Here is a 26,260-nt window from a genome sequence, read left to right as displayed (position 1 = left end):
GTATACAGATGGGGCGCGGTATCGGTTCAGCGCCATTCGGAATCGGGAACATAACCCATGAGTTATCTTGAAGTGAACGATCTATCCAAGGCCTTCGGGGATCTGAAGGCGGTGGACGGTGTCAATTTCCGGGTCGAAGCCGGTGAAATCTACGGCCTGCTCGGTCCCAACGGAGCCGGCAAGACGACAACCATCTCCATGGTATCCGGGCTTCTCAAACCCGACGCGGGCGGAGTCCGAGTGGACGGAAAGGATTTCTGGTCGGACCCGATCGCGGCCCAGCGCAAGATCGGGGTCGTGCCCCAGGAGATCGCGCTTTACGAGGAGCTTTCCGGTCGGGAGAACCTGGAATTCTGGGGTCAGTTGGCCGGTCTTTCGAAGCGCGAGGTGCGCGCACGGGCGGTCGTGCTTCTCGAATCGCTCAACCTGACCGAGCGGGCGCGTGATCCGATCAAAAAGTATTCCGGAGGGATGAAGCGGCGGATCAATCTGGGCTGCGCCCTCATGCATCGCCCCAAGCTGTTGCTTCTCGATGAACCGACGGTCGGCATCGATCCGCAGGCCCGTGCCAATATCCTTTCCTTCATCAAGGGTCTGGTCGCCGACGGAACGGCCGTTCTTTACACGACCCATTATCTGGAGGAGGCCGAGGAACTCTGCAACCGCATCGGGATCATCGACCATGGCCGTGTGCTCGTGGAGGGCACTCTGGAGGAATTGCGGAAACGGGTCGGCGGCGACCAGATCTTTGTGCTCGAGGGCGCCTTTGATGATTTGGATCCGGCCACCTGGCCCGGGTTTCGGGACCATTTCCGGGTGATACAGCGCAAGCCCCAGCAATTCATGCTCACTCCCCTGCAGCAACGCCATCCCTCGGATTGCCTGCGTGAGTTGCTCGAGCTGCCGGTCACGGTGGAAAACGCCACCGTGAAGAAACCGACCCTGAACGACCTCTTCCTCCAGCTGACGGGGCGCGAACTTCGCGAGTGATCCATGATCGGTCAACTGCTCCGCAAGGATCTCCGTCGGGCCTGGCGCAATCCGCTGCCCTTCCTTATTCAGCTGGCCATACCTCTCTGTATCACCGGGGTGATCGGGCTGGCCTTTGGTCCGAAGGAGGGCGGTCAGCCGGTCGCCGCGATCAAGATTGCGGTCGTCGATGAAGATGATACCCCGCTCAGCGATTTCCTGAAAGGGTCCTTCAACCAGGGCGAGAACAGACAGTTCATCGAACCACAGATTGTAGACCGGACGGAGGCGATGCGGCTGATTGAAAAGGACCAGATCAGCGCGGTCATCATCATTCCCGAAGGCTTCACGGATGCCTATCTGGATGCGGGTAGGCCGCCCCCGCTGGTGCTGATCAAGAATCCCGCTCAGTCCTATTATCCCGCGATCGTCGAGGAACTGACGGACGCGGGGGTCGAGGCGCTCAACGCGCTCAGTCGGACCTTTGGGCCGGAGCTGAAGGACATCAAGGATATCATCACTCCTGGGGATGAGAAACGGACGAGCCTGTTGACCGTTGCGGCGCTGCTCATCCGCCTGGAAGTCGTCGTCCAGCGGGTGGAGGATTACCTCTTTCCCCCGCGGATCAGCTATTCGAGCGGGGAGCGCGCGGAGGCGGGATCGGAGAATGGCCCCGGCTTCAATATCTTCGGCTTCGTTCTTTCCGGGATGACCGCCATGTTCATGATGTTCATCGCCAGCCTGAGCATCACCGACATCTACAAGGAAATCAAGGGTCAGACCATGGCCCGGATGCGCACCATGATGCCGGGAGTGTTCCCCATCGTATTCGCAAAGGTCATCTTCACCCTGATCATGGTAATGGGGTGCGCGGTCATTCTTTTTGGAGGCGGAGGCCTGCTTTTCGGGGTCTCCTGGGGCAACCCCTTCCCGGTGACGATTCTCTGCCTGTCCTATGGATTCTTCTGCGCGGGATTGATGGCCTGTGTGGCGGCCTTGGCGGGCAGCGAGACCCGCATCAATGTCGTCAGCAATATCGTCATCTTCGGGCAGGCCTTCGTTGGCGGTTCCATGGCTCCGGTCGAATCCCTGCCCGCCTTTCTCCGCGATCACCTTACCCCGTTCACCCCCCTTTACTGGTTCAGCGGCAGTATCCGGACTCTGGAAAACGGAGTGGGAGAACAGGCCTGGTTGTCTTCCAGTCTGCTTCTCGGGTTGACGGGTATCGCCATGGTCCTGCTCGCGGTATGGTTGCTGGACCGCCTGCTCCAGAAGGGAGGTCGGGCATGAGAAACGTTCTGCTGATCGCCGTTTCCGATTTCCGTCTTCTGCTGCGACAGCGGGTCGCCTTCATCTGGCTCCTCGTCATGCCACTCGCTTTCATTGTCTTTATCGGGATGGCCAATCGGGGCGGGGGAGGGCCGGTCAATCCCAACCCGCAGGTGCTGATCGAAAATCTGGATACGGGGTTTCTTGCCAATCTCCTGATGGATGAGCTGAATGCCCAGGGCATGTGGCTGGTCGGGGAGGAGGAGCGTGACCAGGCCAAGCGGGGCATCACCATCCCGGCGGGCTTCACCGAGCGGGTCCTGGCGGGAGAACAGGTCAAGGTCGACTTCTTCAAGGTTGAAGGCAGTGAAGATGCCGCCGCCATCATGATTGAGCTCCGGTTGGTCCGTGCGCTCGTCGCGGTCAATGCCGCCCTCGTGGAGTTTGCGCGGGAGCGACCGGTGGGAACCGTCCTGGTCGAGAGTGATCTCAAGGCGATCCTGGAGAGCCCCGACCCGGTTGTTCTGGAGGCCCGATTCGCCGGGAAGAATCCGACTCCGGCCGGCTTCAATCAATCTCTGCCGGGCATCCTCGTCATGTATCTCCTGATCAATCTTCTGAGTTTCGGCGCAATCAGTCTGTCAGTCGAACGGAAGGAAGGGATTCTCAAACGTCTTTCCGCCTACCCGGTCCGTCGGACGGAGCTCGTGGTGGGCAAGATCCTCGGACGCTTTTTGATCGGTGGCCTCCAGATCGTGGTCGTGCTCGTATTCGGCCAGTTGGTCTTCGGGGTGAAGGTCGGCCACAACCTGCCGCTGATCGTCCTGACCCTAAGTGTTTACGCCTGGCTCTGTGCGGCCTGCGGGGTCTTCATCGGGTCGGTGACCTCGAATCCGGACCGCGTCCTCGGGCTCTCCATCGTAATCGGAATGATGATGGCGGCGTTGGGCGGCTGCTGGTGGCCTCTGGAGATCGTGGGTGATACCATGAAGGCGGTCGGGATGAGCCTGCCGACCGGCTGGGCGATGAGCGCCCTGCACCAGTTGATCAGTTTTGGCGGCGGGTGGGCGCAGATCGACTGGCAGCTCGGGCTGCTTGCGTTGCTCGGGGTCCTGGCGACCCTGCTCGCCGGCCGGTTTCTCAAGTACGATTGAGGCATCGGTCCTGACGATGAGGATGAAAAGGGTGGCCCTGCGCTGGGTCGCGGTGCTCCGAAGATTCGTGGTGCGGTGTGGAAGACCCCCGAAGGGCCGCATTGCCGGGCCGGACCCGGGTCCCTGCCGCCTTCTCCCGCCTTTGCCCTCGCCACCGTGGATGGTAAGCCTTTCTCTGGCGTCACTTTCATGAGCAGCCCGATTCCATTTCAGGCGTGTGCTCGTTTGGCCGGGCCACGCGACAACGTCGCCATCGCGACGTGCACGATCGATGCCGGCAGCCGGGTCTTGATGCCGAATGGTGAACGGACCGTTCCCTTCACTGTGCTGCTCGGACATCGTTTTGCGGTCTCGTCCGTCGGCGCGGGTGAGGATTTGCTCTCATGGGGGCGCCCCTTCGGGAAAGCCATCCGGCCGATTGTTGCGGGTGAGTATGTCTGCAATGAAGAGATTCTCAGGGCGCTGTCGGTTCGAAAAGCGGGTGGTGTCTTCCCCGAAACCCCAAACTTTGTCAGCCGGATCGTTGCCTATCGGCTGGACGAATCGACCTTTTGTCCCGCTCCACCAGTTGAGCAGGTGGATTCTCCCGCGGCCTTTCTCGCCCACCAACGGACCGGTCGTCGTGGATCCGGGACCCGCAACTTCGTCGTCTTGCTGGGCACCAGTTCCCGGACCGGCAGCTTTGTCCGGAAGTTGGCCGCCCGGGTTGCCGGGTTGGCGCGGATTCATCCGTCGATCGACGGGATAGTTCCGGTGGCTCACACCGAAGGCGGCGATCCGGAGATGCCGAACAACCGGGAGGAAGTCCTCCGGACCCTCGCCGGGTTCATGGTCCACCCCAATGTCGGGGCGGTCCTGGCAGTGGATTACGGGGTTGAGCCGATCAACAACCGTGAGCTGCGGAATTGGATGGAGAGGCACGATTATCCGCTCGACCACACACTTCATCGTTTTCTGTCTCTCGAGGGTTCCCACGCCGCGGCCGAGACCGAAGCCGAGGCGCAGATCCGGCGTTGGCTGCCGGCGGTGGCGGCTTCCCCAAGGATACCGGTCGACCTCTCCGGTCTTTGCATCGGCCTGCAATGCGGGGGTTCCGACGCCTTTTCGGGGATTTCCGGAAATCCCCTGGTTGGCGCGGTGGGTCATGAGATCATCCGGCACGGAGGGCGGGTCTGCCTGACCGAGACCGATGAATTGATCGGAGCCGAGGATCACATCCTCGGTCGAGTCCGGGATTTGGATACGGCCCGCCGGTTTCTTGCGGCCATCGAGAGATTCAAGGAGCGGTTGTCCTGGCATGGGGCGACGGCGGAGGGCAATCCGTCCGGAGGCAACCAATTGCGGGGGCTTTACAACATCACGCTCAAATCGCTCGGGGCGTCGGCCAAGAAATCGCCGCTGACGCGACTTGACCGGGTCGGCGACTATGCCGAACGCATTCTCGAACCGGGTTTCACCTTCATGGACGGCCCCGGCAGTGATCTCGAGGGGATCGCGGGGCAGGTCGCGGCCGGGTGCAACCTGCTCCTCTTTGTCACCGGGAACGGCTCGGTCACCAATTTCCCCTTTGTGCCGACGATCAAGGTCACCACGACCACCGCGCGGCATCAATTGCTCGAGCGGGAAATGGACGTCAATGCGGGCCGGTATCTCGACGGGGAACCGATGGACCGGCTGCGCGATGAGGCGTTTGACCTGGTCCGGACGGTGGCTTCAGGGGAGCGGACGAAAGGTGAAAGAGCGGGTCACAGTCAGGTCATGATCTGGCGCAACTGGCGCCAGACCAAGCCGGCTCAGGGTCCAGATACGAGCGAACGGATCGAACCGGACGGGAGGCCGATTACCCGATCGGCAACGGATTCGAACGATGAGGGAATCGGCCTCCCCGCCTTGCGGGTCGGTAATCGCCGGGCATTGGACCGGATCGGCTTGATCCTGCCGGTCAGCATGTGTTCCGCCGAAATCGCCCGGCTGGCCGCCGAACGACTCAATGCGGGCGACCTCGCCGGCAGTGCCGGGCTCAGTCGCTTCGTGGCGCTGGTGCATACGGAGGGCTGTGGCTCGACCGGGGTCGCCCTCTATCGTCAGCTGGCGCGGACTTACCGGGGTTACCTGACCCATCCCCACGTGGCGGCGGCGCTGGTTCTCGAACATGGCTGCGAGAAGATCCCCAACGATGTCCTCAGGAAGAGCCTGCGCGACTCCGGGATTGATGAGAATCGTTTTGGCTGGGCCAGCGTCCAGTTGGACGGCGGGATGGACAAGGTGCTCGACCGGATTGAGGTCTGGTTTTCACAGAAGCTTCGGTCGATGGAGCAGCCCGAAGGGCGACTGGCCGATCCGGGAGCGCTGGCCTTGGGTGTTCTTTCGGATGGCGAACCATCACCCCGCCTGGTCGAAGCCTTCGGACGATTGTCCGATCGGCTGCTTCGTTCCGGCGGATCGGTCCTTGTCCCGGTTTCGGACCCGATCCTGAAGGATCCCTCGTTTCGCGCGCAGGTTCTCCAGGGCGAACCGATCCGGCCGACCCTGGCCTATGGACAGCCGATGGCGCATCCCGGACTTCATCTGGTGGATACGGAAACGCGCCACTGGGTGGAGAACCTGACCGGGCTCGGCGCCTGTGGGGCCGAGATCCTGCTCGGCGCGGTCGCCGTTCATCCCCGGGAGGGGCATCCACTGCTCCCGGTTCTCCAGGTGGCGGCCGGTTCATGGGACGGGCGACTGACTGCCGAGTCGGTCGACCTCGTTCTTCCCTCGGAAGAAAAGGAGGCGGATACCGCTCTGATTGACCTTCTGCGGTCGACGGCGTCCGGATCGCTCCAGCCGAGAAGTCAGCAGAGCGGAATGACCGATTTCCAGATCACCCGCGGCCGGCTCGGGGTGACCTCGTGAAATGCGGAGAAGACCGGTTGGGAGGGATAAAACCAACCGTAGCAACAGTGTTGGCCGGGCAGGTCTCTTCTACGGAATCTTCCCTGATTGATGCGATGGCGGCTGGCCGGGGACGGCCAGCCCTGCCATGGATATTCTTTGCGCGGTAGGGCGTGGGCCTCCGGAACCGCCGTCGAAGGTCTGGATCTATCTCTTTCAAACCAAACGTAGCATAAACCGTAGGGTTTCAGAACAAAAAACCAACCGTAGTATACTACGTTTTGTTTTCAAACGCGAAACAAACCCGTCTATGCTATGTCGATTCGCCCTAGAATGGCGCTGAGTCAGCGAAAGAATCGGATCAGCCAACGAGGTGTTGACTGCTCTTCGACAGCGGGTCCGGAGGCCCTCGCCCTACCAACAGAAATCAGAGCATCCGTGGCAGGGCTGGACGTCCCCGGCCAGCCGCAACGGTTGTCCGAGACAAAACAACGACAAGCACCCCTGACTATGCGCGATTCTAGCACGCTACGGTTGGTTTGCCCAGTCATCGATTGCGCCCGTTCTGTTCAGTGCGAGGCGGTTGCCCCGGTCCCACAGGGTGGTCGGGCGACCGTCTTCACGCCGCCGAATAGTCGCGTTGGTGCAGGTTCTGCGCGGCCTGGAGCTCTGCCGCGGTGTAGGGGGCGGCCGCGGAGGCGAGGGCGCCATCCTCGAGTTCGGCAACGTTCTTGGCGCCGGTCAGGGCGAGGGAGACGAATTCCTGATCCAGGGCCCAGCGGAGGGCGGCCCGGGGCAGGGTGGTGATCTCCCGGCGGACGAGGATCTGTTTGAGGGCGTCTGCATAGCGGGCCCGCTCCGTGATCTCCTCGCGGGAGTAGCGGGCATTGAGGGATCCCTTGGGGAAGACCGTGTCGGGTCCAATTGCGCCGCTGAGGAACCCGTTGGCCAGGCATTCCCGGGCCACCACGGCGACGCCGTCCTGCCCGAGATCATGAATGAGGGGGAGGGCCTCCCGGTTCATCAGGCTGAGCACGACCTGGATGACGTCGATCTTCCGCTCCGCCGCCCATTCCCGGGCCATGCCCTGGGTGTCTTGGAAAAGGGAAATGGAGTGGCCGACGGCCCGGATTTTTCCCGCCTGTTTCAGGTCGGCCAGGACGGCCCAGACATCGTCGTCGATCTCGTGCGGACCGAAGGGGGAGTGAAAGAAGAGGACATCGAGACGGTCGGTCCCGAGACGCCGGAGGCTTTCCTCGACCGACTCACGGGCCCGGCGGCCGTTGAAGTGAGTCCCTTCCATCGAGGGATTTCGTCCGAACTTGGTGGAGATGATGGCGCGATCGCGATCGGCGCCGAGGCCCTGGCCGAGGACCTTTTCGGCCACCCCATCCTCCTTGCCGACCCCGTAAAGCGGGGCTGTATCGAAGAAGGTGATACCGAGGTCGAGCGCGGTCCGGATGGTCCGGACGGACTCGGCGTTGTCGACCTGGCCGTAGATCCAGGAATTGAAGGCCCAGGTCCCGAGGCCGATCTCGCTGACTTGCAGGCCGGTGCGTCCGAGGGGGCGGGTCTTCATGAAACCTCGGCCTCCATGGACTGGATCTTCGCCACGGTGTGGTCAAGGAACGCTTTCAACTGGAGCCGTCCGCGTTCCGCAGTGGCGTTTTTCGGGTCATCGCCCCAGACGCCGTCGTCGTCGAGGGTGGGGGCGCGATCCTGCGGAACGAGACCGAGGTCGACGAGATCTCCGTCGAAAAGGAGTTGGAAGGAAGTCTCACCGATGGCGGCATGATCACCCTGGAAGTGACCCTCCATGGGCTCGCTGTCGGGAAAGGCCCAGACCTTCACTTCGGGATGGGCGGCGGCGAAGGTGGCGGCGGTCTTGACCACGGCGTCTTTGTGGATCCCGCCGTAGTGACCGGTCATGACCACGAGAACCTTGAAACCCTCGTCGGCCAGTTGCTCGAGGAACTCGCGGCAGAGGGTCTTGATCGTTTCCTCGCCGTGTTCGAGGGTGTGTTTGAAGCCCTTGAGCGGTTTGATCGTATCGGTCGCGACATAGAGGGGGGGCAGGACAACCCCGCCGGTCTGCCGGGCCATGGCGGTGCAGAGGCCGTGGGCCTTCATCCCGTCGAGACCGATCGGGTCGTGGTAGCTGTGCCATTCGAGCGCCCCCCATGGGAGGTAGGCGATCGGGTGTTCGTTGCGGATGGCGTCGATTTGAGCCGGCCGGAGCCGCTCGTAATATCCCCAGGACATCAATTCCATGGTGTTGGAGAAAAGGCGTAATGCATTCGGAGGTCAACTGCACACCCGGGGGCGTGCGCTTTCCGGGATGCGACAATTCCCTCTCAGGCCGCGTCAGCGGGTAGCTGGAGGATTTCGTGTTTTCAATCTGAGTGCTCCGCTTCCGCTGCCCTGGCTTGCGGAGGAGAGAGCCTGCGTCGACCGACAATTTGCCATCCATTGGAAATTGGAGGAACATTGAATCGCGTTTGCGATGATTCGCGACAAGCTGATCCCATGAACAACCCAGAAGTCCCTTCGCCCCAACCAACCGGAGCCGCCGTCAAACCCGAAAGAAAGAGAACCCATCCCTTTTGGCGATGGTTTTGGCTGACCTTCCTCGTGGCCTCCCTGGGGTACGCCTGGTATTCATACTACGTCCCTTCGAATGATGTGACCTGGGCGGGCGACATCGCTTCCGCTCGTCAGTTGGCCTCCGAATCGGGAAAGCCCATGCTGCTGTTTTTTACGGCCGAATGGTGCGTGCCCTGCCGGATCATGAAGAGGGAGGTCTTTGCCGATGAGAAAGTAATGACTGCAATCAATGAAAGAGTGATCCCAGTGATGATCTATGCGGGTGAACCCGGTGCGGATGAGACGTTCAGTCAGTACAAAGTCGAAGGCACACCGATCACCATCTTCACGGATCCCCGGGGAACGGTACTGGATTACGCGGTTGGCAGGATTGGGAAGGCCGAGTTCCTCGAAATGCTCGAGAATCTGAAGATCCCGAATTCCTGAGATCTCTCTTTCAGGCTACCTGTCTCGGCGGCACCACCACTGAGAACAAATCCCGATCCGCAAAACCGTGACCAAAGCATGGTCTCTACTATGAAACGACACCCTTGATGGAGTAAGCAAAGGGGCAGCGTTCAGTTTTCCCGGCGATAAGATATAACATCCTAAACACCCATCGCGCCGCAAGTCAGCTTCAGACTGCTCCGCATCGTGATCTTCTGTTTTGGGTGGCTCAAAGGCATCAGCGCTCAACTCGACAGATTGTCGAGCCACCGCATTCTTCTGCCGGGAATCCCATTCGGCATGCACCGAAAGACGAGTCAACAGCGGGTCAACCCACCTCCGGGAAAAGATCGCCTTCGAGGAGGGCACCATCCTCAAGTCCGAGCGGATCGGTGACGACGTGCCCCTGCTTGCGGTAGGTGGTGGTCCGATCGATGAAGATGACGACGTGAGCGACCCGGGGATCGTCGGTGAAATTCGGGGTGGCCATGTGGGGGCAGCGGCCGTGGTGGAAGGTGCAATCGCCCGCTTTCAGGGGGAGGATGACCCGCGGCTCCCATTCGAGGTCGGGGCAGATGGTGAAGAGGCTGCGCGAGTCGCCGAGGTTCTGGGCGGGCAGATCGGTCCGGGACTGGGCCCGGGGGATGAAGGTCATGCACCCTCGTTCCACCGGGACATCGACCAGGGCGATCCAGGCCGAAATCGGATGGGGTGAGTTGGCGTGCGGCCAGTAGGGTTGATCCTGGTGGAACTCGGTCGGCGCGTTGTTGTGCGGCTTCTTGATCAGGATCTGATCGTGCCAGAGGCGAAGGGGAACGCCGGCCAGCGTTGTGGCGACGGCCGCCACATTGGGATGAAGGGTCAGCGCCTTCATCGTCTCGTTCTCACGCCAGACATTGACCATCTGGGTGAAGACGGGCCGGTCGCTGTTCGCCGTCTGGTTTCTGATGTGATTTTCCTGCAGATCAAGAGCGGCCCTGGCGAAGCGGGCGGCCTCCTCTTTGGAGATGATCGCGGGGATGTGGACGAATCCGTTGGTCCGGAATTCCAGGATCTTGGTTTCGGGAAGGGTGGTGGGGGTGGTCATGGCGTCGAAATCTGGAGGCAAAGGTGGGACCGCTCACTAAGGCACGGCGCGTTCGTGTCATCCAGCCCTAAACCATCCGCGGCAGGAGCGTGAAGACAAACGGTCGGCAATCGAATGGTTTCGGAGCCGGGTGGTCAAGATTCGGGAAGCTGAAGCCGTTCGGCAGCCGGGTTCCGCACGGGTGAACCAATCTGGCCGGCCTCCACAGACTTCAGGAGGGGTACAGCCGGTCCGGGTATTTCCAGGCAAAGCCGGGATTGCGATGAGACCCGCGCATGGCGGAGACTTCGCGGTCTTCGGCCATCAGCAGATCCAGCTTGCCGGGATCAAGAAGAGGATCACCGGTGGCTTGCCGCCAGTTCTTCAGCTTCCGGAGCAGTTCATCCCGGATCGACCGGAAGGCATTTTCTTCGGCCAGATTCACGAGCTCTTGGGGATCATCCCGAAGGTCATAGAGCTCGAGCGCGGGCGGATGACGCCAGGTGGCGTAGGCCTTGCGGGTTTTCTCCGGGGCTGCGTCAATCTCCTCCTGGTTGGCTCCGGTTTCGACCAGAACCTGTCGGGTGTAGTATTCTTCCACCGGATTCTCGCGGTCGGGCAGCAGATTGGAAATGAGTTTGTAGCGGTCGTTCCGCACCGAGCGTTGGGGAAAGAGAAAGGAGGGTTCGGGGAATGGGTGACTCGAGGTCCATTCGCAGAACAGATGGGTTCTCCAATCCGGCTCTTCTCCGGCTAGAAGCGGGCGAAGGGAGCGCCCCGGCACGGGTTCGGGCGGCTGTAATCCGACCGCGTCGAGGATGGTGGGCAGGACATCGATGCAGGAGACCAGCTCTTCGCGGACCTGTCCCGTCCGGCCGACCCCGGGCCAGCGGATGATGCAGGGCACCTTCACCCCGAGTTCATTGATGGTCCCCTTGCCGCGGGAGAACTGCGCGCCGTGGTCGGCGATGAAGCAGACCAGGGTGTTGCCGGCCCGGCCGGCCTGCTCCAGTCGATCCAGCAGGAGTCCAATCCCTGAATCCAATCTGCTGATACAGCTGTAGTAGTCCGCAGTGTGCCGCCGAAGGCGCGGACTGGTTAGGCCCACTTCGGCCGGAACCTCGACCTCATCGGCCTCGAATGGTTTCGCCGGGAGTTCAAACGACTGGCGCAGGAAGGGCAGGTGGGCATCCGGGTAGTTGACCATGAGGAAGAACGGTTCCTCGTCCTCTTCCATGAAATCGCCGGCTTTCTCCGCGATCCGGACTTGGTCCCGATGGAGGAAGCTGATGTGCTCGGGGTCGTTCCAGACAAAGTCGAATGAAAATGCCGATTCGGGCAGCACGTGCAGTTTGCCGATCCGCCCGGTCCGGAACCCGGCTCCCTTGAGAATGGTCGAGAGATTGGCAAACGGCCGATGCATGGTGAACCCATGCGTGGCCAGGCCGAACTGACCGTTCTGGTGCGGGTAGAGCCCGGTCAGGATGGAAGCCCGGCCCGGACTGCAGACCGCCTGGGTGGTGTAGGCGTTGGCAAAGCGGGTGCCCTCGGCGGCCAACCGGTCGAGTCTCGGGGTTGCCTGGACCGGATCGCCGTAACAGCCAAAGTGGAGGCCGGTGTCCTCGGAGGTGATGAGGAGGATGTTGGGGCCGCAGTTAATCGGCATGACCCATTCTGCGGGAGCGCGGGGTAAGTGGCTTCATTTCCATGGCCGACCGGATGGGGACCTAGCGTCCCCCTACGGAAACCGCCTCACGGTTCTCGACCACGATCTCATGAGCGCTCTTTGAGCTGAACAGAGCCTTCAGGTCGTAGAGGACCAGGTAGAGGCAGGGGATGAGCATGAGGGTGATGACGGTGGCGAAGGCCACGCCGAAAGCGAGGGAGATGGCCATCGGGATGAGGATCTGGGCCTGCAGGCTCTTTTCCAGGAGGAGCGGCGAAAGGCCGGCGAAGGTGGTGAGCGAGGTCAGAAGAATCGGTCGGAAACGGGCGACCCCGGCCTCTTTCACCGCCTCGGTCAGCGACTCGCCGCGGCCGATCGCCCGGTTGATGTAGTCGACCATGACCAGGCTGTCATTCACGACGACGCCGGCCAGGGCGATCATGCCGCACATGGAGAGGATGCTGACCGGATGCCCCATCAGGATATGTCCGAGCACCGCTCCGATCAGGCCGAAGGGAATGACGGACATGATGATGAGCGGCTGAAGGTAGGATTTCAGCGGGACGGCCATGAGGGCAAAGATGAGAAAGGCGGAAAGGAGGCCGCCCATGGCGAGACTGTTGAGGGAATCGGCCTGCTCGCGGGCCTCTCCTTCCTGGCTGTAGTTGACTTGTGGATACTTGCGGAGGATCTCGGGAATGATCTTGTCCCTGATGTCGTTTCGCACGGTGTCCGGAGCGATGGCTTCCTTGTCGATGTCCGCCTGGACGGAGACGATGCGTTTGCGGTCCACCCGCTGGATGGTCGAGTAGCCGCGGCCCATGGAGGCCTCGGCCACGTTGGAGAACGGCACTTCGGCGCCGCCGGGAGTGCGGATCCGCATGCTTTCAAGGTAGCCGAGGGATTCCCTTTCCGTCTTCGGATAACGGACCATGACGCGGATATCGTCGCGGCCCCGCTGGATTCGCTGGGCCTCTTCTCCGTAAAAGCCCTGACGAACCTGGCGGCCCAGGTCCGACAGGGTCAGGCCGAGGGTTTCGGCCTCCGGCTTGATCGCCAGCATGATTTCCTGTTTGCCGAGGTTGGACGTGTCGCGGATGTCGAAGACACCCGAGTACTGGCGAAGGGCATTCTTCAGATCATTGGCGGCGGCTTGGAGTTGCTCGGTATTCTGGCTGGTCAGCTGCACGTCGATCGGTGCGCCGCTGTTGGCGATGGTGCCGGAAAAGGTAACGCTGTTGGCCCCGGGTATCGCGCCGACCTTTTCACGCCAGCGCCGGGCGATCTCCGATCCCTTGAGCGTCCGCTTTTCGGACGGTGACATCTCAACCCAGAACTGGATTTCCGTGTCGCTTTGTTGCAGGAGAAGCACATTGGCGATGACGTCCTCTCCGTCGGCCTCGGCTTCCTCCTTCACCTCGTAGATGGCGTCCTGCATCCGCAGAGCGGTCTCGAAGGTGAACGAGGCGGGAGTGCCTTGGGACATCTGAACGTTGGCATTGAGGTAATCCGACTCGATGTTGGGGAAGAAGACAAACCGGACGATCCCGCTGACGATCAGGCCGATGGAGACGATCAGGACGCCGACAAAGGCGGCGAGGGTGGCGTAGCGGTTGCGCAGGGCGAAGGCGAGGGACGGTTGGTAGACCTTCCGGATCCACCATTGGAGGGCGTCGCCGAAGAGGCGCTGGAATCGGTCAAAGCGGCCGAGTTTCGAACGATCATGCTCGCGCGGCTTCATCGAGGCGAGGTGGGCCGGCAGGATGAGCTTGGACTCGATCAGGGAGAAGACGAGGGTGGCGATGACGACGAGCCCAATGCCGCTCCAGATCTTCCCGTTGACCCCGGGGACCATGAGCATGGGAATGAAGGCGACGATGGTGGTGAGCACGCCGAAGGTCACCGGCACGGCGACCTCCTGGGCTCCCTTGATGGCGCTTTCCACCCCGAACCCCTCCTTCTGGGACACGGTGTATACGTTTTCTCCCACCACAATCGCGTCGTCGACCACGATACCGATTACGACAAGGAAGCCGAAGAGCGTGATCATGTTGATCGAGATGTCCATGAAGGGCATGGGCATGAGCCAGAGGGCACCGAGGAAGGAGAGGGGAATCCCCAGGCAGACCCAGATGGCCAGCTTGAGACGGAGAAAGAGGGTGAGGGAAAGGAAGACGAGGACGAGCCCGCTGACGCAATTGCGCAGGAGCATGCTCAGGCGGTCCTTGAGGAATTTCGATCCGTCGGACCAGACCTGCAGGGTGACGCCGTCGGGGAGGCGCTCATTGGCTTGCGCCACGTAGGCCTTGGCCGCCTTGGCCACATCGAGAGCGCTCTGTTCGCCGACCCGGAGGACGCGGACGCTGGCCGACTTCTTGCGATTGAAGCGGGACTCGAAGTTGGATTCGACAAACCCGTCGACGACCCTGGCGACGTCGCCGAGGACGATGCGGGTGCCGTCGGGACGGGTCAACAGGACGAGCGATTCGTATTCCGCTCCGGTATAGGCCTGGCCCTTGGTCCGGAGGCTGATTTCGCCGCCGGCCGTCCGGATCGACCCGGCCGGCAGATCGACGGAGGAACGGCGGACCGCCCGGGCCACATCGTCAAAGGTCAGACCGTATTCACGCAGCTTGGACTCGGAGACCTCGATGGAGATCTCGAAGCTCGGCGAGAAGGCGTCCGCCTGGCTGATCTCCGGAAGCGCGGTGAGTTCGTCCCGAACCCTGTCGGCCAGACGTTTGAGGGTGATGTCGTCCACGTCGCCGTAGAGGTTGATCCAGAGGACCTCGTTGCGGGTGGTCAGCTCCTCGATGATGGGCCGCTCGGTCTCGACGGGGAAGGTCGAGATGCCGTCGACCCGGACCTTGATGTCATTGACCAGCTTCTGCATGTCGTAGCCGTTGCGCATTTCCACGGTGACGGTGCCGAAACCCTCGCGGGCCTGGGAGCGGATCTTCTTGATGCCGTCAACCGCCTGGATGGCTTCCTCGATGCGCACGAGCACGCCCTCTTCCACTTCCTGGGGAGAGCCTCCACGGTAGGCCACGTTGATGTTGACCATTTCGATGGAAAACTCCGGAAAGACCTCCTTCTTGATACTGAAGGCGGTGAAGAGACCGGCGGCCATGATCACGGCCATGAGCAGGTTGGCCGCCACCGGGTTCCGTGCGAACCAGGCGATGATGCCTTCGTTCATCTGGCTCATGACCGGTCTCCTTTCGATTCGGGGACTTCGGCCAGGGCGGCGCCGTTGGAGGCGAGGGGACTGCCGTCCGGGGAGACTGCTTCGACGGCCATGCCTTCCACGACAAACTCAAGGGCGGTCAGGCAGACCAGCTCGCCGACCTCGAGGCCCTCGGTGATGATGACCTCGTCGGCGTCGGCCTTGATCACCTCGACGTTCCGGGTGCTCAGGCTGTTGTTCTCGTCGACAACGAGAATCCGGTCGGATCCCCGGAGGGCCTGACGGGGAAGGACGACGACATTGTCGACGGTTCGACCTTCGATAACTGCTTCAACAAAGAGCCCGATGGTCAGAGGCATGCCGGTCGACTCGTGGCGTACGGAATAGGGGTCATCAACCTGGGCCACACAGGTGATCATCCGGCTGTCGAGGTCGATGGCACCTTCAGTGCGGACAATGGTGCCATTCCAGGTGTGTTCCATCCCGCCGAAGCTGGCGGTCAGGGTGACGGGTGGGGCCAGTTGCGACTTGATCTTTCCCTGGAAGGAGGTGGGAAGATCCAGGTAGGCCAGTTGATCGAGCGAAATGGGCAGTCGGACTTCCGCCACGTCGATCGCAAAGACGGTCCCGAGCGGAGTCCCCACTGTCACATACTGTCCGATATCCGCTTTCTTCTCGCGAACCATGCCGGTGAACTGGGCACGGATGGTCGTCCGGTCCAGGTCCTGCCTTGCCTTGTCGAGTGCGGCCTGCGCCCATTCGACATTGGCCGCTTCGGCCTGGAGTTGCGGCTCACGCAGGGCGAGCGGAGAGGGTTTGCCGGTGGAGAGGGAACCCCATTCCTTGCGGGCCTGTTCGGCCCGGGCTTCTTCCTGGGCGTAGCGCAGGCGGGCCTGCTCCAGAGTGAACTCCGCCTGTGCGACCGCGGACTGGTAATTGCTGGGATCGATTTCCAACAGGACGTCGCCCGTTTCGAAGACACCGCCTGCGTAAAAGGCCGGCGAGACACTCAGGATGCGGCCGGAGACTTCGGAGGTCAGGGTCGATTCGGTCCGGGGCATAACGGTGCCCTGGGTGCGGACGCGAAAGGTCTCGGTCTTCGACTCGGCCGGAATGACCTGGACGAGGGTCGGCTTGATCTCGACCGGTTTGGTCTCGGGCTTCTTCTTGGATTTGACGAGGACAACGGTGATGCCGACGGCGACGCAGACGATGCCGATCGGGAGGAGAACCTTGTAGAGCTTTTTCATGGTGAAGGGGAAGTTCGTGGCGTCGGTCGTTCCGGGTTCAGTTGGCCGCGACGGCTGTTTGCGGGCCGAAATCGCCGCCGAGGGCGAGGTGAAGATCGATGCGGTTACGGAGACGTTGTTCGCGGATGGAAAGGTAATCGTTCTTGGCGCTGAGGGCCCGGCGCTGGGATTCGAGAACGGTGATGATTTCGGTCAGGCCGGCCGCATATTCATCCTCGGCCAGGCGTTGGGCGCCCATGGATTGGAGGGCGGCTTCGAGCAGGGCCGTTTCGCGGGCCCTCAGGTACTGCTCTCCCGACAGGGTGTTCTCGACCTCCTGGAAAGCGGTCAGGACGGTGCGGGAATAATCGAGATAGACACGCTCGGCTTCGGCCTTGGATCGGTCAAGATTGGCCCGAAGACGTCCGCCTTGAAAAAGGGGTTGGGTTATTCCGCCGATCACACTCCAGACGGAGTAGTCCAGGTCGGCGATATTCGTCAGGTCTTCGCTGGCGGTGCCGCCGCTGGCGGTCAGACGCAGACTCGGCAACAGGTTCTTGCGGGCCTCGCTCACCCTCTGGTCGGAAGCCGCCAGGCGGCGCTCCGCCGCAAAGATGTCGGGTCGGCGGTTGAGGAGTTCCGAAGGCAGACCGGCGGGCACCGGTCGGTCCAGCTCAGGAAGCTCGTCGACCGACTCGATTTCGTTGGCGGGATACTTCCCGACGAGCACCTCGAGGGCCCGGACGGCCTGCTCATACTCCTGGGCCCGCAACTGTTTGAGGGCACGGGCGCCGGCCGCATTGGCAAGAGCAAGCCGGAGTTCGAGGGATGTGCTGATGCCGCTCTCGAAGCGGCTCCGAACCAGATCAACGGTGGATTGAAAGCTGGAGACAGTCTCGTCGGCCAGATCCAGGAGTTGGCGGGCGGTGGTGGTGCGGAACCAGAACTTCGCCGTGTTTCCGACCAGGGAGAGCCGGGCTCCGTCAAGGTCCGCCATGGCGGCTTCATAGTCGGCGATGGCGGCTGATCCGCGGTTCCTGAGGCGACCCCAGACGTCGATCTCCCAGGACAGGTCGAGCGAGAGCCCGTAGCTGTCCGACGTGATCTTGGTCGGCTCGCCACCGGTTTCGTCAAAGATGATCTCGCGACGGCCGCCGGACAGACCCGCCCCCAGTTGCGGGTATTGGTCCGCTCCTGCGATCCTGGCGGAAGCGCGGGCCGCCTCGAGCCGGGCGGCAGTGGCCTGGAGATCGAGATTTCGCTCCAGGGCTTCGGCGACAAGCGCATTGAGCCTCGGATCATGAAACTGGTCGAGCCATCCGGCGGCCTTGGTATTCGGCCGGGCTGGTTCGGTGACCTCCGCGGTGGGCGCGGACCAGGCGGAGGGCGGTTCAACCGCGGGCTTGCGCTCGGTCGGCTCCGGGCTGGTCGCGCAGCCGGCACCGGCCAGGACGATGGCGGTAATCAGCAGGTAAGTCGGACGATGTCGAAACATGGTGGCGGGCAACTCGTGGAAGAACACAAAGTCTTTTGATAAAGTTGCGGAAATGGCGCTAAGGCAGGTTCAGGCGGGTCGGCGGGACGGAATCGGGTGTTCTTTGGCCGGGGCACGCATTCCGGCGCAGATGAAGGAGCGGAGTCTGGTGATTGCATCTTCGATATCATCCGGATTGCAGAGGCCGCGTGAAAATTCGCGCAGGCGGTGACCGTGTGTCAGGGTGCCGATGAGCGGGCCGATCGAAAAATGCATTCTCCAATAGATGTCTTCTGCGGAAAGTTCCGGGAGAAGCCTCTGGAAGAGCCTGACGAACCGGTCGGTCGTCTCCTGAAAGCCTTTCACCGGGATACTCTTCTGAAAGTCCGGTGGCTCCGAGTGAACGCGCGAAAAGAATCGGCGCAGGTCGGCGGACCGCTCGGGTTGGTCGGGATAGGGATTGAGGATCGGACGGAGGAGCACATCGACAACATCCTCCAGATCGGGCAACTGCGGACGGGCCCGGTCTTCCAGTTGGTCCAGCCATTCCTTGCGCAGGAAAATCAACCACTCAAAGCGGCGCCGGATGGCTTCCTGGATCAGGGCGTTCTTTGAACCGAAATGGTAGCCGACGGCGGCCAGATTGGCCCCGGCCAGCGAGGTCAGCGCCCGAACAGAGGTCCCATCGAGGCCTTTTTCGGAATAAATCGCTTCGGCGGCGTCGAGCAGACGGTCCCGGGTATCCGGCTGGACGGAGAGGTCGGCTTTGGGTGTTTGGCTCATAAAACGCGCGTTTCAAACGAACGTTTCATACAGACGTTTGAAGGCGAGCAAGCCCAAAACCGGTTTTTTTTCCCTTTCCGCCAGTCCGGGGAGGATGGGCGGATCCCTCAGGGGACGGGAACAGTGTCTTGTGGATCGGGGAAAGTCTTCCGGATCGCATCCACGACCCGGGCCCATTCGATGGGATTGAGATCATCTTTGCGGTCCGGGGCGACCTGCCGGTGGTCCGTCATCCATCCAATCGACCAGTGGTAACGCGTCCATCTTGGGGCCAGCCACTCGAGCATGGAGGCGAGTTGATCGTCAGTCAACGGATCGGCGTTGGTATCGCCGGCAAAGGCGCAGCCGAGCATGAACCAGTTGCACCCCTTGCGTTCCCTGAAGATGGACACACCGGCGTGATGGGCGATGGCATCGTCCAGGACCAGCCGGCATCGGGTGCCGTTGGTGTCGATCACACAGTGATAGCTGACCTCGTTTTCAGGTTTGGACATGAACTCGATCGTCTCGGCGAAGGAGAGAACGGTGTGGTGGAAGACGACGCCGAGACGTTCATTGCGTCCCGGAGTGGTATTCGGGCTGAGTGTTTCGAGTTCGATGTAGGAGGCTGCCATCACTTGCTCAGTCGCGCTTCGAAGGCCTCGGTGGGAAACTGGCGACCCGGGCAGAGGGTGTGCTTCGGGTGGATCTCCTTGTGGGTGGTCACGGCGCTTCGGGGAAGTCCGGTCTCCGCCAGAAGGGTGCGGATGAGGGCTTCAAGGCTGTTCAGCTGCTTGGTGGTCGGCCGGTCTTTCTCGAAATTCCCGATCAGGCAGATGCCGATACTGTTCAGGTTGAGTGCGTGGATCGCCAGATGGCCACCTTCGATCTGCTTGATCCAGCGGCCACCGATGTAGATCTCACCGTCGCGCATGCCGTTGCCGTTGCCGATGACAAAGTGATAGGCCAGCCCGTTCTCCATATGCCGTTCCTCCCGATGGTAACGATCGATGTTCTTGCCGCTGCCGATGGGTGTCCCGCTGTGATGAATGACAATGTGTTGCCACTGGCCCGGTTTGACCTTGACCGCATCCATCCTGCGCTGAACGGAGGATGGAATGACCGGATAGACGGTCTTGGGAGGTGGTGGCGGGGCGATCGCGTCGGAGGGCAGGAGAAGAACCTGGCCCGGCACGATCCGGTCGGGTCGGGCCAGTCGATTGGCAGCGAGGATATCGGATACCGAGATGCGGTGACGGGCCGCAATTGAGCCGAGGGAGTCGCCTTTCCGGACGGTGTAGGCGGTGGTCCGCTCGTGGCCGGACGGAATGGTGAGCTCCTGCCCGACCACGAGAAGGTTGGTATCCCTGAGGTCGTTGGCGCGGGCGATGGCGCCGACGGAGACGCCCTGGCGGGCCGCGATGGAGGCAAGGTTGTCCCCTTTTTTCACTGTATAGGTGGACGCCTGGATGGCCGGGGTGGAAGGAGAGGTGGATTCCGGTCTTGCGGGCTCCGGTTCGCCGCCCGGAATGATGAGGGTCTGGCCGACCTGAAGGAGGTTGGCGTTGTCCAGATTGTTGGCTTCGACGATCACGGATACCGGGACTCCCTGTTCGTCGGCGATTTCGGCCAGGACGTCGCCTTTCTGCACGGTGTAGGCGGCGGAGGGAGTCGAAGACGGGGAGGTGGCGACTCCCGAGCCGGCGTCCCCGGTGTTCTTGGCCGGATCGGAGGTTCCCCCGCCTGGTATGGCCAGAACTTGGCCGATCTGGAGGAGGTCGGCGTTGCGCAGGGCGTTGGCTGTTGCCAGGTCATTCACCGGGATGTTGAAACGGGACGCGATCGAAGCCAGGCTGTCGCCTTTGGTCACGGTATAGGTGGCGCCGGCAAAGCGTGGATTGGGGATGCGCAGGGTCTGCCCGGCCTGAACGAAATCGGCATCCCGGAGATTGTTGGCTTTGGAGATCTCCCTGGCCGAGACCCCGAAACGGGTGGCGATCGACCCCAGACTGTCGCCCTTCCGGACCCGGTACTCCTGAAAGGGGGTGGCTCCGGTGGGGATCTCGAGGCGTTGTCCCACCTTGACCAGATCGGCATCGCCGAGGCGATTCTCGCGGGCCAGGGAGGCGACATCCACCCCGTATTGACTGGCGATCGAGCTGAGGGTCTCGCCCTTCCGGACCGAATGGGTGAGAGCGGCGAGCGGAAGCCCGTTCAGAACGACGCATCCCAGGGCAATCAGCCGGATGAACCGGCAACCGGAACGGGGTCGAATATCCGGTGACATCAGGTCGAATCCTTCCGCCGTCGTTTCTCGAGTATCTTCTTCAGCTTTTTGTGCTGGTCCCGGCGGACGATATGACCGACGCAGTTGGGCTCACCGCATCGGCAGGGGTGTTCCTCCCAATGCTCGAGGTCGTATCCGTAATCGTAGGTCAATTCCTCCCCGGCCTGGATCTCCCGCAGGGCGATGATCCAGATGTGTCCCCGAATGATCCGGGTCTCGCAATTGGGGTTGCAGGAGTGATTGATCAGGCGGGCCGGATTCCAGCGCACGCTTCCGTCGATATCGTAACGGGCATTCAGTTCGAAGATGAAGACGGCGGCGGCACCGGTCCGCTGAGCCCGATCGATGCGCCGGAAGGCCCGGATCGCCGATTCCCGCTTGGTGAGGCGTTCGCCGACATATTCGATGATCCGCGTGCCCTCGGGGATGGTCCGGGCCGCCATCAGCCCGTTGTTGTGAATCCGGGACCGGATGCGTTTGACCCAGAGGTTGCGGGAACGTCGCGGGCGTGCGGGTGGCGTGGTTTGATCTTTTACGGGCATATCCTCCAAGCAGTCGTTTCAAGTCGGGTCGGTCGGGATCGCAAGCCTCTTCATCAGTTTTCTCGATCGGCGGACCGGGCGCCAACCTGGTTTGGGGAAGCCGCTCAAGTTGCTTCGAGAAGGCTTTTCCTGGCTGCGGTTTCTCCGATTCCACGCACCTCGATGATCTTGAGGCGGGAGGTTTCGCCGGAAACCAGGCGCAGATCACGACTTCGGAGGTGAAGACATTCGGCGAGGAAGGCAAGAAGTGCGCGATTGGCTTTTCCGTCGACAGCCGGGGCTTTCAGGCGAATCTTGATCGCTTCACCGAGGGGACCATCGACTGCGTTGCGGCGGGCGCCGGGAACAGCTCGGATGGTCAGTCGGCAGGTTTCCATGGACCGACCCAATCTGACTCTTGCCCCGGCCCGGCGCAATCGAAGATCCGGTCGATTTCGTCGGCGAATTCGATCCGCCTACTCCTCCCAGTCTTCAATGAGAGCACGGAAAATCGCGGGTCGGACTTGCGGATGCCGATATTTGGTGGATGTTACGTTTTCTCCGCTTAGCGGAGTTTATTGGGGTAACTCAGAAAATGATGGCGGGTCGCTTAGGGGTAGGCGGCCCGCCTGTTTTTTGGGCCCCAACGAGGATCGCCGGATGACCGTTTTGGGTCCAAACAGCCCGGAAAGGTCGTAAACGCTTGTCGGCGAGGCACCGGGTCCGGCATTCTGAGGATGCCACCGCTGCCTCACGGTCGCGCTGTTCCCATGACACTGGAGATCGCCCTGGTCCTCTTCATCCTCCTGGCCGCTCTTGTTCTGTTCATCACGGAATGGATTCCGATGGATGTGACGGCTCTGCTGGTCCTGGCGACGCTGGCGGTGACCGGCCTGGTCGACAGGCGGGACGCCTTCGCCGGTTTTGCGAATCCGGCGGTGGTCACGGTCTGGGCCATGTTCATCCTGAGCGAGGGACTGACCCGGACCGGTGTTGCCAATCGGATGGGACAGTGGGTCATGAAGATGGCGGGTGAGGGAGAGGCCCGCCTGATTATTGTCGTCATGCTGGCGGCGGGGGGATTGTCCGCCTTCATGAACAATATCGGGGTGGCGGCGTTCATGATGCCGGTGGTCATCCATATCGCCCGCCGCACCGGGTGTCCTCCTTCCCGTCTACTCATGCCGCTGGCCTTTGGGACGCTTCTCGGGGGGTTGACCACGTTGATCGGAACGCCGCCCAATCTCCTGATCAGCGATGTCCTGCGAGAGCAGGGTCTGCCGGTCTTCGGACTCTTTTCCTTCACTCCGGTCGGGTTGACCGTGATGTTGGTCGGGACCGCTTTCGTCGCGTTTCTGGGGCGCTTCCTCCTTCCCCGGACTGATCCGGTCAAGGAATCGACCCGCAGTCTCAACCTCGGTGAGGAATATGCCCTCCGGGACCGCACATTCGTGATGAAGCTGGGGCCCGGGTCGCTTCTGGCCGGAACCCGGCTGGGTGACAGTCGCCTCGGTTCGGCCCTGGGCCTGACCGTGGTTGCCGTGACCCGCCTCGGGCGATCGCTTCCGGCGCCGGCTCCTGACTTCATCCTGCGGGAGGGAGACAGCCTGATCGCCCAGGGCAGAATGGATCAACTGGAGCAATTGCAGGGCTGGCAGGCTTTTGCCATCGAAGCGCGGGAGAGCGATCTCAATGGTCTGGCCGGCGCCGGTTTTCAGGCTGCCGAGGTGCGGATTGCCCAATCTTCCTGGCTGGTGGGCAAGGCACTTCCGGAAACCGATTTTCGCAAACGATTCGGGGCGGTCGTGCTGGTCATTCGCCGTTCGGACACCGGGTCTCGGGCGGTTGGACCGGCATCCGTGCTCCGGGCGGGAGACCGATTGCTCGTTCAGGGTCCGGCCGAAAAGGTGGCGGCCCTCGAGACGGACCCGGCCTTCGATCAATTCCAGACCGCGGCCGCGGCAGATCTGGCGCGGATTGAAGAGCTCAAAGAGAAGATCTTCGAGGTTAAGGTCGAACCGGACTCCAGGTTGGTGGGCCTGACTCTGGCCGAGTGCCGGTTGGGTGATGCTTTCGGACTCCGCGTTCTCGGGATCGACCGCGACGGTATCCGGATTCTCCTGCCCGAACCGGACGAACGAATCACCGCCGGCGATCAGTTGATCATCCACGGAACCCGGCAGGATCTGCGGATCCTCCGTGGATTGCAGGAATTGATGATCGAGAGTGATGCTGCGCCGGACTTGTCGGTTCTTGAATCCGGGTCGATCGGGATGGTGGAGGCCACCCTGGCGCCACGCTCCACCCTGGCCGGAGTGGTCCTGCGTCATCTGCGTTTCCGTGAGCGGTTCGGACTGCAGGTGCTGGCCATCTGGAGAGGAGGCCGCGCCTACCGCTCCAACCTGCGCGAGATGAAACTGGAATTCGGAGACGCTTTCCTGCTCCTGGGTGAGAAAGACCGGCTCGCGCTGTTGCAGGGCGAGAGTGATTTCCTTGTGCTCACGCCGACGGTCAAGGACGTTTTCCGCACCAACAAGGCGATCCCGGCGACCTTGATCATGGCGGCCGTCCTCGTGCCGGTGCTCTTCGGATGGCTTCCCATTGCGATCGCGTCGGTTTTCGGGGTGGTCCTGATGGTGTTGAGCGGGTGCCTGAGAATGGACGAAGCCTACCGCGCGATCGAATGGCGGGCCGTCTTCCTCATTGCCGGAATGATTCCCTTCGGATCGGCCATGCAGGACAGCGGTGCTGCCGCGTGGCTGGCGGAGGGAGTCGTCGGATTCCTCGGGCCGCTCGGACCCTGGCCGGTGATCGTCGGGCTCTATCTGATCACGGCCGTGGCCACGACGATCATTCCCACGGCAGCCCTCGTCCTCCTGATGGCTCCGATCTCCATCCAGACCTGTACGGGATTGGGGGTTTCACCGCTGACTGGCATGATGGCGATCGCCATGGCCGCCTCGGCCAGTTTTACCAGTCCGATTTCCCATCCTGCGAATATCCTTGTCATGGGACCGGGCGGCTATCGATTTGTCGATTATCTCAAGCTGGGCATTCCGCTGGCCTTCGTTGTTTTTCTGGCGGTATTCGCCGTCCTGCCCATTTTCTGGCCCCTTCACCCTTGATCTTCCCGCCCCAGCGTCACGATGGACATCTGCTATTATGAAGCGTTTGAAGAGGAGGCGGCCGAGCTGCAGCACTTCCATCCCGGAGATGTCGCCGCCGGCTACACCGCGTTGACCATCCAGGAAGAGGGGTTGGGCCAGCCCCCCGCCCCGGTCATCAGTATCCGCACCCAATCGCTCATTCCGGAGTCCTGGCTGCCTTCCCTCAAGGCCGTGCTGTCGCGCAGCACAGGCTATGATCACCTCCTCTGGATCCGAAAATCCGGATATCCCGGCATCAGGCTGGGTCACCTGCCGACCTATTGCGCCCGGGCCGTCGCGGAGCAGGCCGTCGTGCTTTGGATGGCCCTGTTGCGGCGCCTGCCCGAACAGCAGCGGTCCTTCGGTCGATTCCACCGCGACGGACTGACGGGTCGGGAAACCGGTGGGCGCAAGCTGGCTGTCATCGGGGTCGGCCAGATCGGTCGCGAGGTGGTTCTTCTTGGAAGGGCCTTGGGCATGGCGGTCGTGGGCGTCGACCTGGTGGAGAAATTCGCGGACGTGGAATATGCGGCTCCGGATGCGGCGCTGGCAGATGCCGATGTGGTGGTGGCGGCGATGAATCTGACCGACGCAAACCGAGGCTACTTCACTGCGCAGCGTTTCAGCCTGTGCCGGCCGGGTGCGGTCTTCGTCAATATCTCGAGAGGCGAGCTGTCACCGGCGCCAATCCTGCTCGAATCGCTTGTGGCGGGCCACTTGGGCGGGGTCGGGCTCGATGTTTACAATCAGGAAAGCACCCTGGCGGTTGCCCTTCGATCGGGGAGTTCGCTGGAAGGAATCAGCGAGGAGGTCCGCGCCGTCATGGATATGAAGGACCGCGATGATGTCATTCTGACCCCTCACAATGCCTTCAATACGGTGGAGGCGGTTAAGCGGAAATCCAGTCAGAGCGTCGAACAACTGCTCCACCTGCGTGAACACGGGCAATTCCTCTGGCCGGTCCCCGAATGAATCAGTGAATCGCCTTCGTGGACCGACCGAGCGCCTCCAGCGCATCTCCATCCAGGCGGAAGACCGTCCAGTCTTCCATGGGTCGTGCTCCAAGGCCGCGGTAGAAGTCGATCGATGGTTGATTCCAGTCGAGAACCGACCACTCAAAGCGACCGCATCCCCGCTCGATCGCGAGGGCAGCCAGGTGGGTCAGGAGAGCCTTGCCATATCCCTTTTTGCGATATAGCGGATGGACAAACAGGTCCTCCAGGTAGATTCCGGGCTTGCCGAGGAAGGTCGAGAAGTTGTGGAAGAAGACGGCAAATCCCGCCGGGTTCTTGCCCTCGAAGAGCAGCAGGGCTTCGGCCACGGAATTTTCTCCGAAGAGATTCCGCCGCAGGTCATCTTCGGTGGCAGTGACTTCGTGGGACAGCTTTTCGTAGGCGGCCAGATCCCGGATAAACCCGAGAATGAGGGATGTGTCTTCGGCGGTGGCCGACCGGATGGTAGAGGTTGAAGGCATGGAAGAGCGGGGACCGGATGGGTGGATGAGCGGAGGAGACGGTTGTAGGATTTCCGCGGATGGCAAGAGTGGTTGCCGACCCGGAGCCACCCTCCGCCGGATCTGCGAAATTGACTTCCGTCCGGTTTGGGTTCGGCCTCGGTTGCATTGCC

The 26,260-nt window shown here is 61.9% G+C and carries 20 protein-coding genes; 7 read left to right on the top strand and 13 right to left on the bottom strand.

Going from position 1 to position 26,260, the window contains the following annotated elements; translation table 11 throughout:
- Positions 1-57: 57 nt before the first annotated feature.
- The 4 genes from R3F07_00195 to R3F07_00180 all read left to right on the top strand — a co-directional run bounded on the left by R3F07_00195 (position 58) and on the right by R3F07_00180 (position 6,287).
- The gene (locus R3F07_00195; GenBank protein ID MEZ5274778.1) at positions 58-990 is read left to right on the top strand and encodes an ABC transporter ATP-binding protein; all 933 of its coding nucleotides are present in this window, start codon (positions 58-60) and stop codon (positions 988-990) included.
- Between the two features lie 3 nt (positions 991-993).
- Positions 994-2,259, top strand: a complete 1,266-nt coding sequence (locus R3F07_00190) for an ABC transporter permease (GenBank protein MEZ5274777.1) — start codon at positions 994-996, stop codon at positions 2,257-2,259.
- Positions 2,256-3,392 carry an ABC transporter permease gene (locus R3F07_00185; GenBank protein MEZ5274776.1) on the top strand — a complete coding sequence of 379 codons (1,137 nt, stop codon included), beginning with the start codon at positions 2,256-2,258 and terminating at the stop codon, positions 3,390-3,392. Before R3F07_00190 ends, R3F07_00185 begins: the two co-directional genes overlap by 4 nt.
- Positions 3,393-3,581: 189 nt before the next feature.
- Positions 3,582-6,287 (top strand): UxaA family hydrolase, encoded by a 2,706-nt coding sequence (locus R3F07_00180; protein MEZ5274775.1) that lies wholly within the window; start codon positions 3,582-3,584, stop codon positions 6,285-6,287.
- Between the two features lie 598 nt (positions 6,288-6,885).
- Here R3F07_00180 and R3F07_00175 read toward each other — a convergent pair.
- Both R3F07_00175 and R3F07_00170 read right to left on the bottom strand, forming a co-directional pair.
- Entirely contained in the window at positions 6,886-7,845 is a 960-nt protein-coding gene (locus tag R3F07_00175) for an aldo/keto reductase (protein ID MEZ5274774.1), read from the bottom strand.
- Positions 7,842-8,537 carry a creatininase family protein gene (locus R3F07_00170; protein ID MEZ5274773.1) on the bottom strand — a complete coding sequence of 232 codons (696 nt, stop codon included), beginning with the start codon at positions 8,535-8,537 and terminating at the stop codon, positions 7,842-7,844. The genes R3F07_00175 and R3F07_00170 overlap by 4 nt, the downstream gene beginning before the upstream one ends.
- 255 nt (positions 8,538-8,792) lie before the next feature.
- Here R3F07_00170 and R3F07_00165 point away from each other — a divergent pair, with 255 nt between their 5' ends.
- Positions 8,793-9,296, top strand: coding sequence for a thioredoxin family protein (locus R3F07_00165; GenBank protein ID MEZ5274772.1), 504 nt, complete (start codon positions 8,793-8,795; stop codon positions 9,294-9,296).
- A 328-nt stretch (positions 9,297-9,624) separates the two neighbouring features.
- Here the strand turns inward: R3F07_00165 and R3F07_00160 are convergent, their stop codons facing one another.
- From R3F07_00160 to R3F07_00115, 10 genes are all read right to left on the bottom strand, one after another.
- Positions 9,625-10,383 carry a phytanoyl-CoA dioxygenase family protein gene (locus R3F07_00160; GenBank protein MEZ5274771.1) on the bottom strand — a complete coding sequence of 253 codons (759 nt, stop codon included), beginning with the start codon at positions 10,381-10,383 and terminating at the stop codon, positions 9,625-9,627.
- A gap of 211 nt (positions 10,384-10,594) precedes the next feature.
- Positions 10,595-12,028, bottom strand: coding sequence for a sulfatase (locus R3F07_00155; GenBank protein ID MEZ5274770.1), 1,434 nt, complete (start codon positions 12,026-12,028; stop codon positions 10,595-10,597).
- Positions 12,029-12,089: 61 nt separating this feature from the next.
- Positions 12,090-15,236: an efflux RND transporter permease subunit gene (locus tag R3F07_00150; GenBank protein MEZ5274769.1), complete on the bottom strand. Its 3,147-nt coding sequence runs from the start codon at positions 15,234-15,236 to the stop codon at positions 12,090-12,092.
- Positions 15,233-16,465 (bottom strand): efflux RND transporter periplasmic adaptor subunit, encoded by a 1,233-nt coding sequence (locus tag R3F07_00145; protein MEZ5274768.1) that lies wholly within the window; start codon positions 16,463-16,465, stop codon positions 15,233-15,235. The genes R3F07_00150 and R3F07_00145 overlap by 4 nt, the downstream gene beginning before the upstream one ends.
- Positions 16,466-16,502: 37 nt before the next feature.
- Positions 16,503-17,939: an efflux transporter outer membrane subunit gene (locus R3F07_00140; protein MEZ5274767.1), complete on the bottom strand. Its 1,437-nt coding sequence runs from the start codon at positions 17,937-17,939 to the stop codon at positions 16,503-16,505.
- 69 nt (positions 17,940-18,008) lie between these two features.
- On the bottom strand, positions 18,009-18,701 hold the full coding sequence (locus R3F07_00135) for a TetR family transcriptional regulator (protein ID MEZ5274766.1): 693 nt from the start codon (positions 18,699-18,701) through the stop codon (positions 18,009-18,011).
- Positions 18,702-18,808: 107 nt separating this feature from the next.
- The gene (locus R3F07_00130) at positions 18,809-19,315 is read right to left on the bottom strand and encodes an N-acetylmuramoyl-L-alanine amidase (protein MEZ5274765.1); all 507 of its coding nucleotides are present in this window, start codon (positions 19,313-19,315) and stop codon (positions 18,809-18,811) included.
- Positions 19,315-20,967 carry a LysM peptidoglycan-binding domain-containing protein gene (locus R3F07_00125; GenBank protein ID MEZ5274764.1) on the bottom strand — a complete coding sequence of 551 codons (1,653 nt, stop codon included), beginning with the start codon at positions 20,965-20,967 and terminating at the stop codon, positions 19,315-19,317. Before R3F07_00125 ends, R3F07_00130 begins: the two co-directional genes overlap by 1 nt.
- Positions 20,967-21,509 (bottom strand): SET domain-containing protein-lysine N-methyltransferase, encoded by a 543-nt coding sequence (locus R3F07_00120; protein MEZ5274763.1) that lies wholly within the window; start codon positions 21,507-21,509, stop codon positions 20,967-20,969. The genes R3F07_00125 and R3F07_00120 overlap by 1 nt, the downstream gene beginning before the upstream one ends.
- A gap of 104 nt (positions 21,510-21,613) precedes the next feature.
- A complete protein-coding gene (locus tag R3F07_00115) occupies positions 21,614-21,886 on the bottom strand; it encodes a DUF167 domain-containing protein (protein ID MEZ5274762.1) in 273 nt (90 codons plus the stop codon).
- 372 nt (positions 21,887-22,258) lie between these two features.
- On the opposite strand from R3F07_00115, the gene R3F07_00110 reads away from it, so the two are divergent.
- Both R3F07_00110 and R3F07_00105 read left to right on the top strand, forming a co-directional pair.
- Positions 22,259-24,613 (top strand): SLC13 family permease, encoded by a 2,355-nt coding sequence (locus tag R3F07_00110; protein MEZ5274761.1) that lies wholly within the window; start codon positions 22,259-22,261, stop codon positions 24,611-24,613.
- A 21-nt stretch (positions 24,614-24,634) separates the two neighbouring features.
- Positions 24,635-25,606 carry an NAD(P)-dependent oxidoreductase gene (locus R3F07_00105; GenBank protein MEZ5274760.1) on the top strand — a complete coding sequence of 324 codons (972 nt, stop codon included), beginning with the start codon at positions 24,635-24,637 and terminating at the stop codon, positions 25,604-25,606.
- 1 nt (position 25,607) lies between these two features.
- On the opposite strand, the gene R3F07_00100 is transcribed toward R3F07_00105, so the two are convergent.
- Positions 25,608-26,108 (bottom strand): GNAT family N-acetyltransferase, encoded by a 501-nt coding sequence (locus tag R3F07_00100; protein ID MEZ5274759.1) that lies wholly within the window; start codon positions 26,106-26,108, stop codon positions 25,608-25,610.
- Between the last annotated feature and the right edge of the window lie 152 nt (positions 26,109-26,260).

This window comes from Opitutaceae bacterium (assembly GCA_041395105.1).
Classification (GTDB): Bacteria; Verrucomicrobiota; Verrucomicrobiia; order Opitutales; family Opitutaceae; genus B12-G4.
Note: the sequence above shows the minus strand (reverse complement) of the source record. Positions and strands in the feature narration are given on the sequence as shown.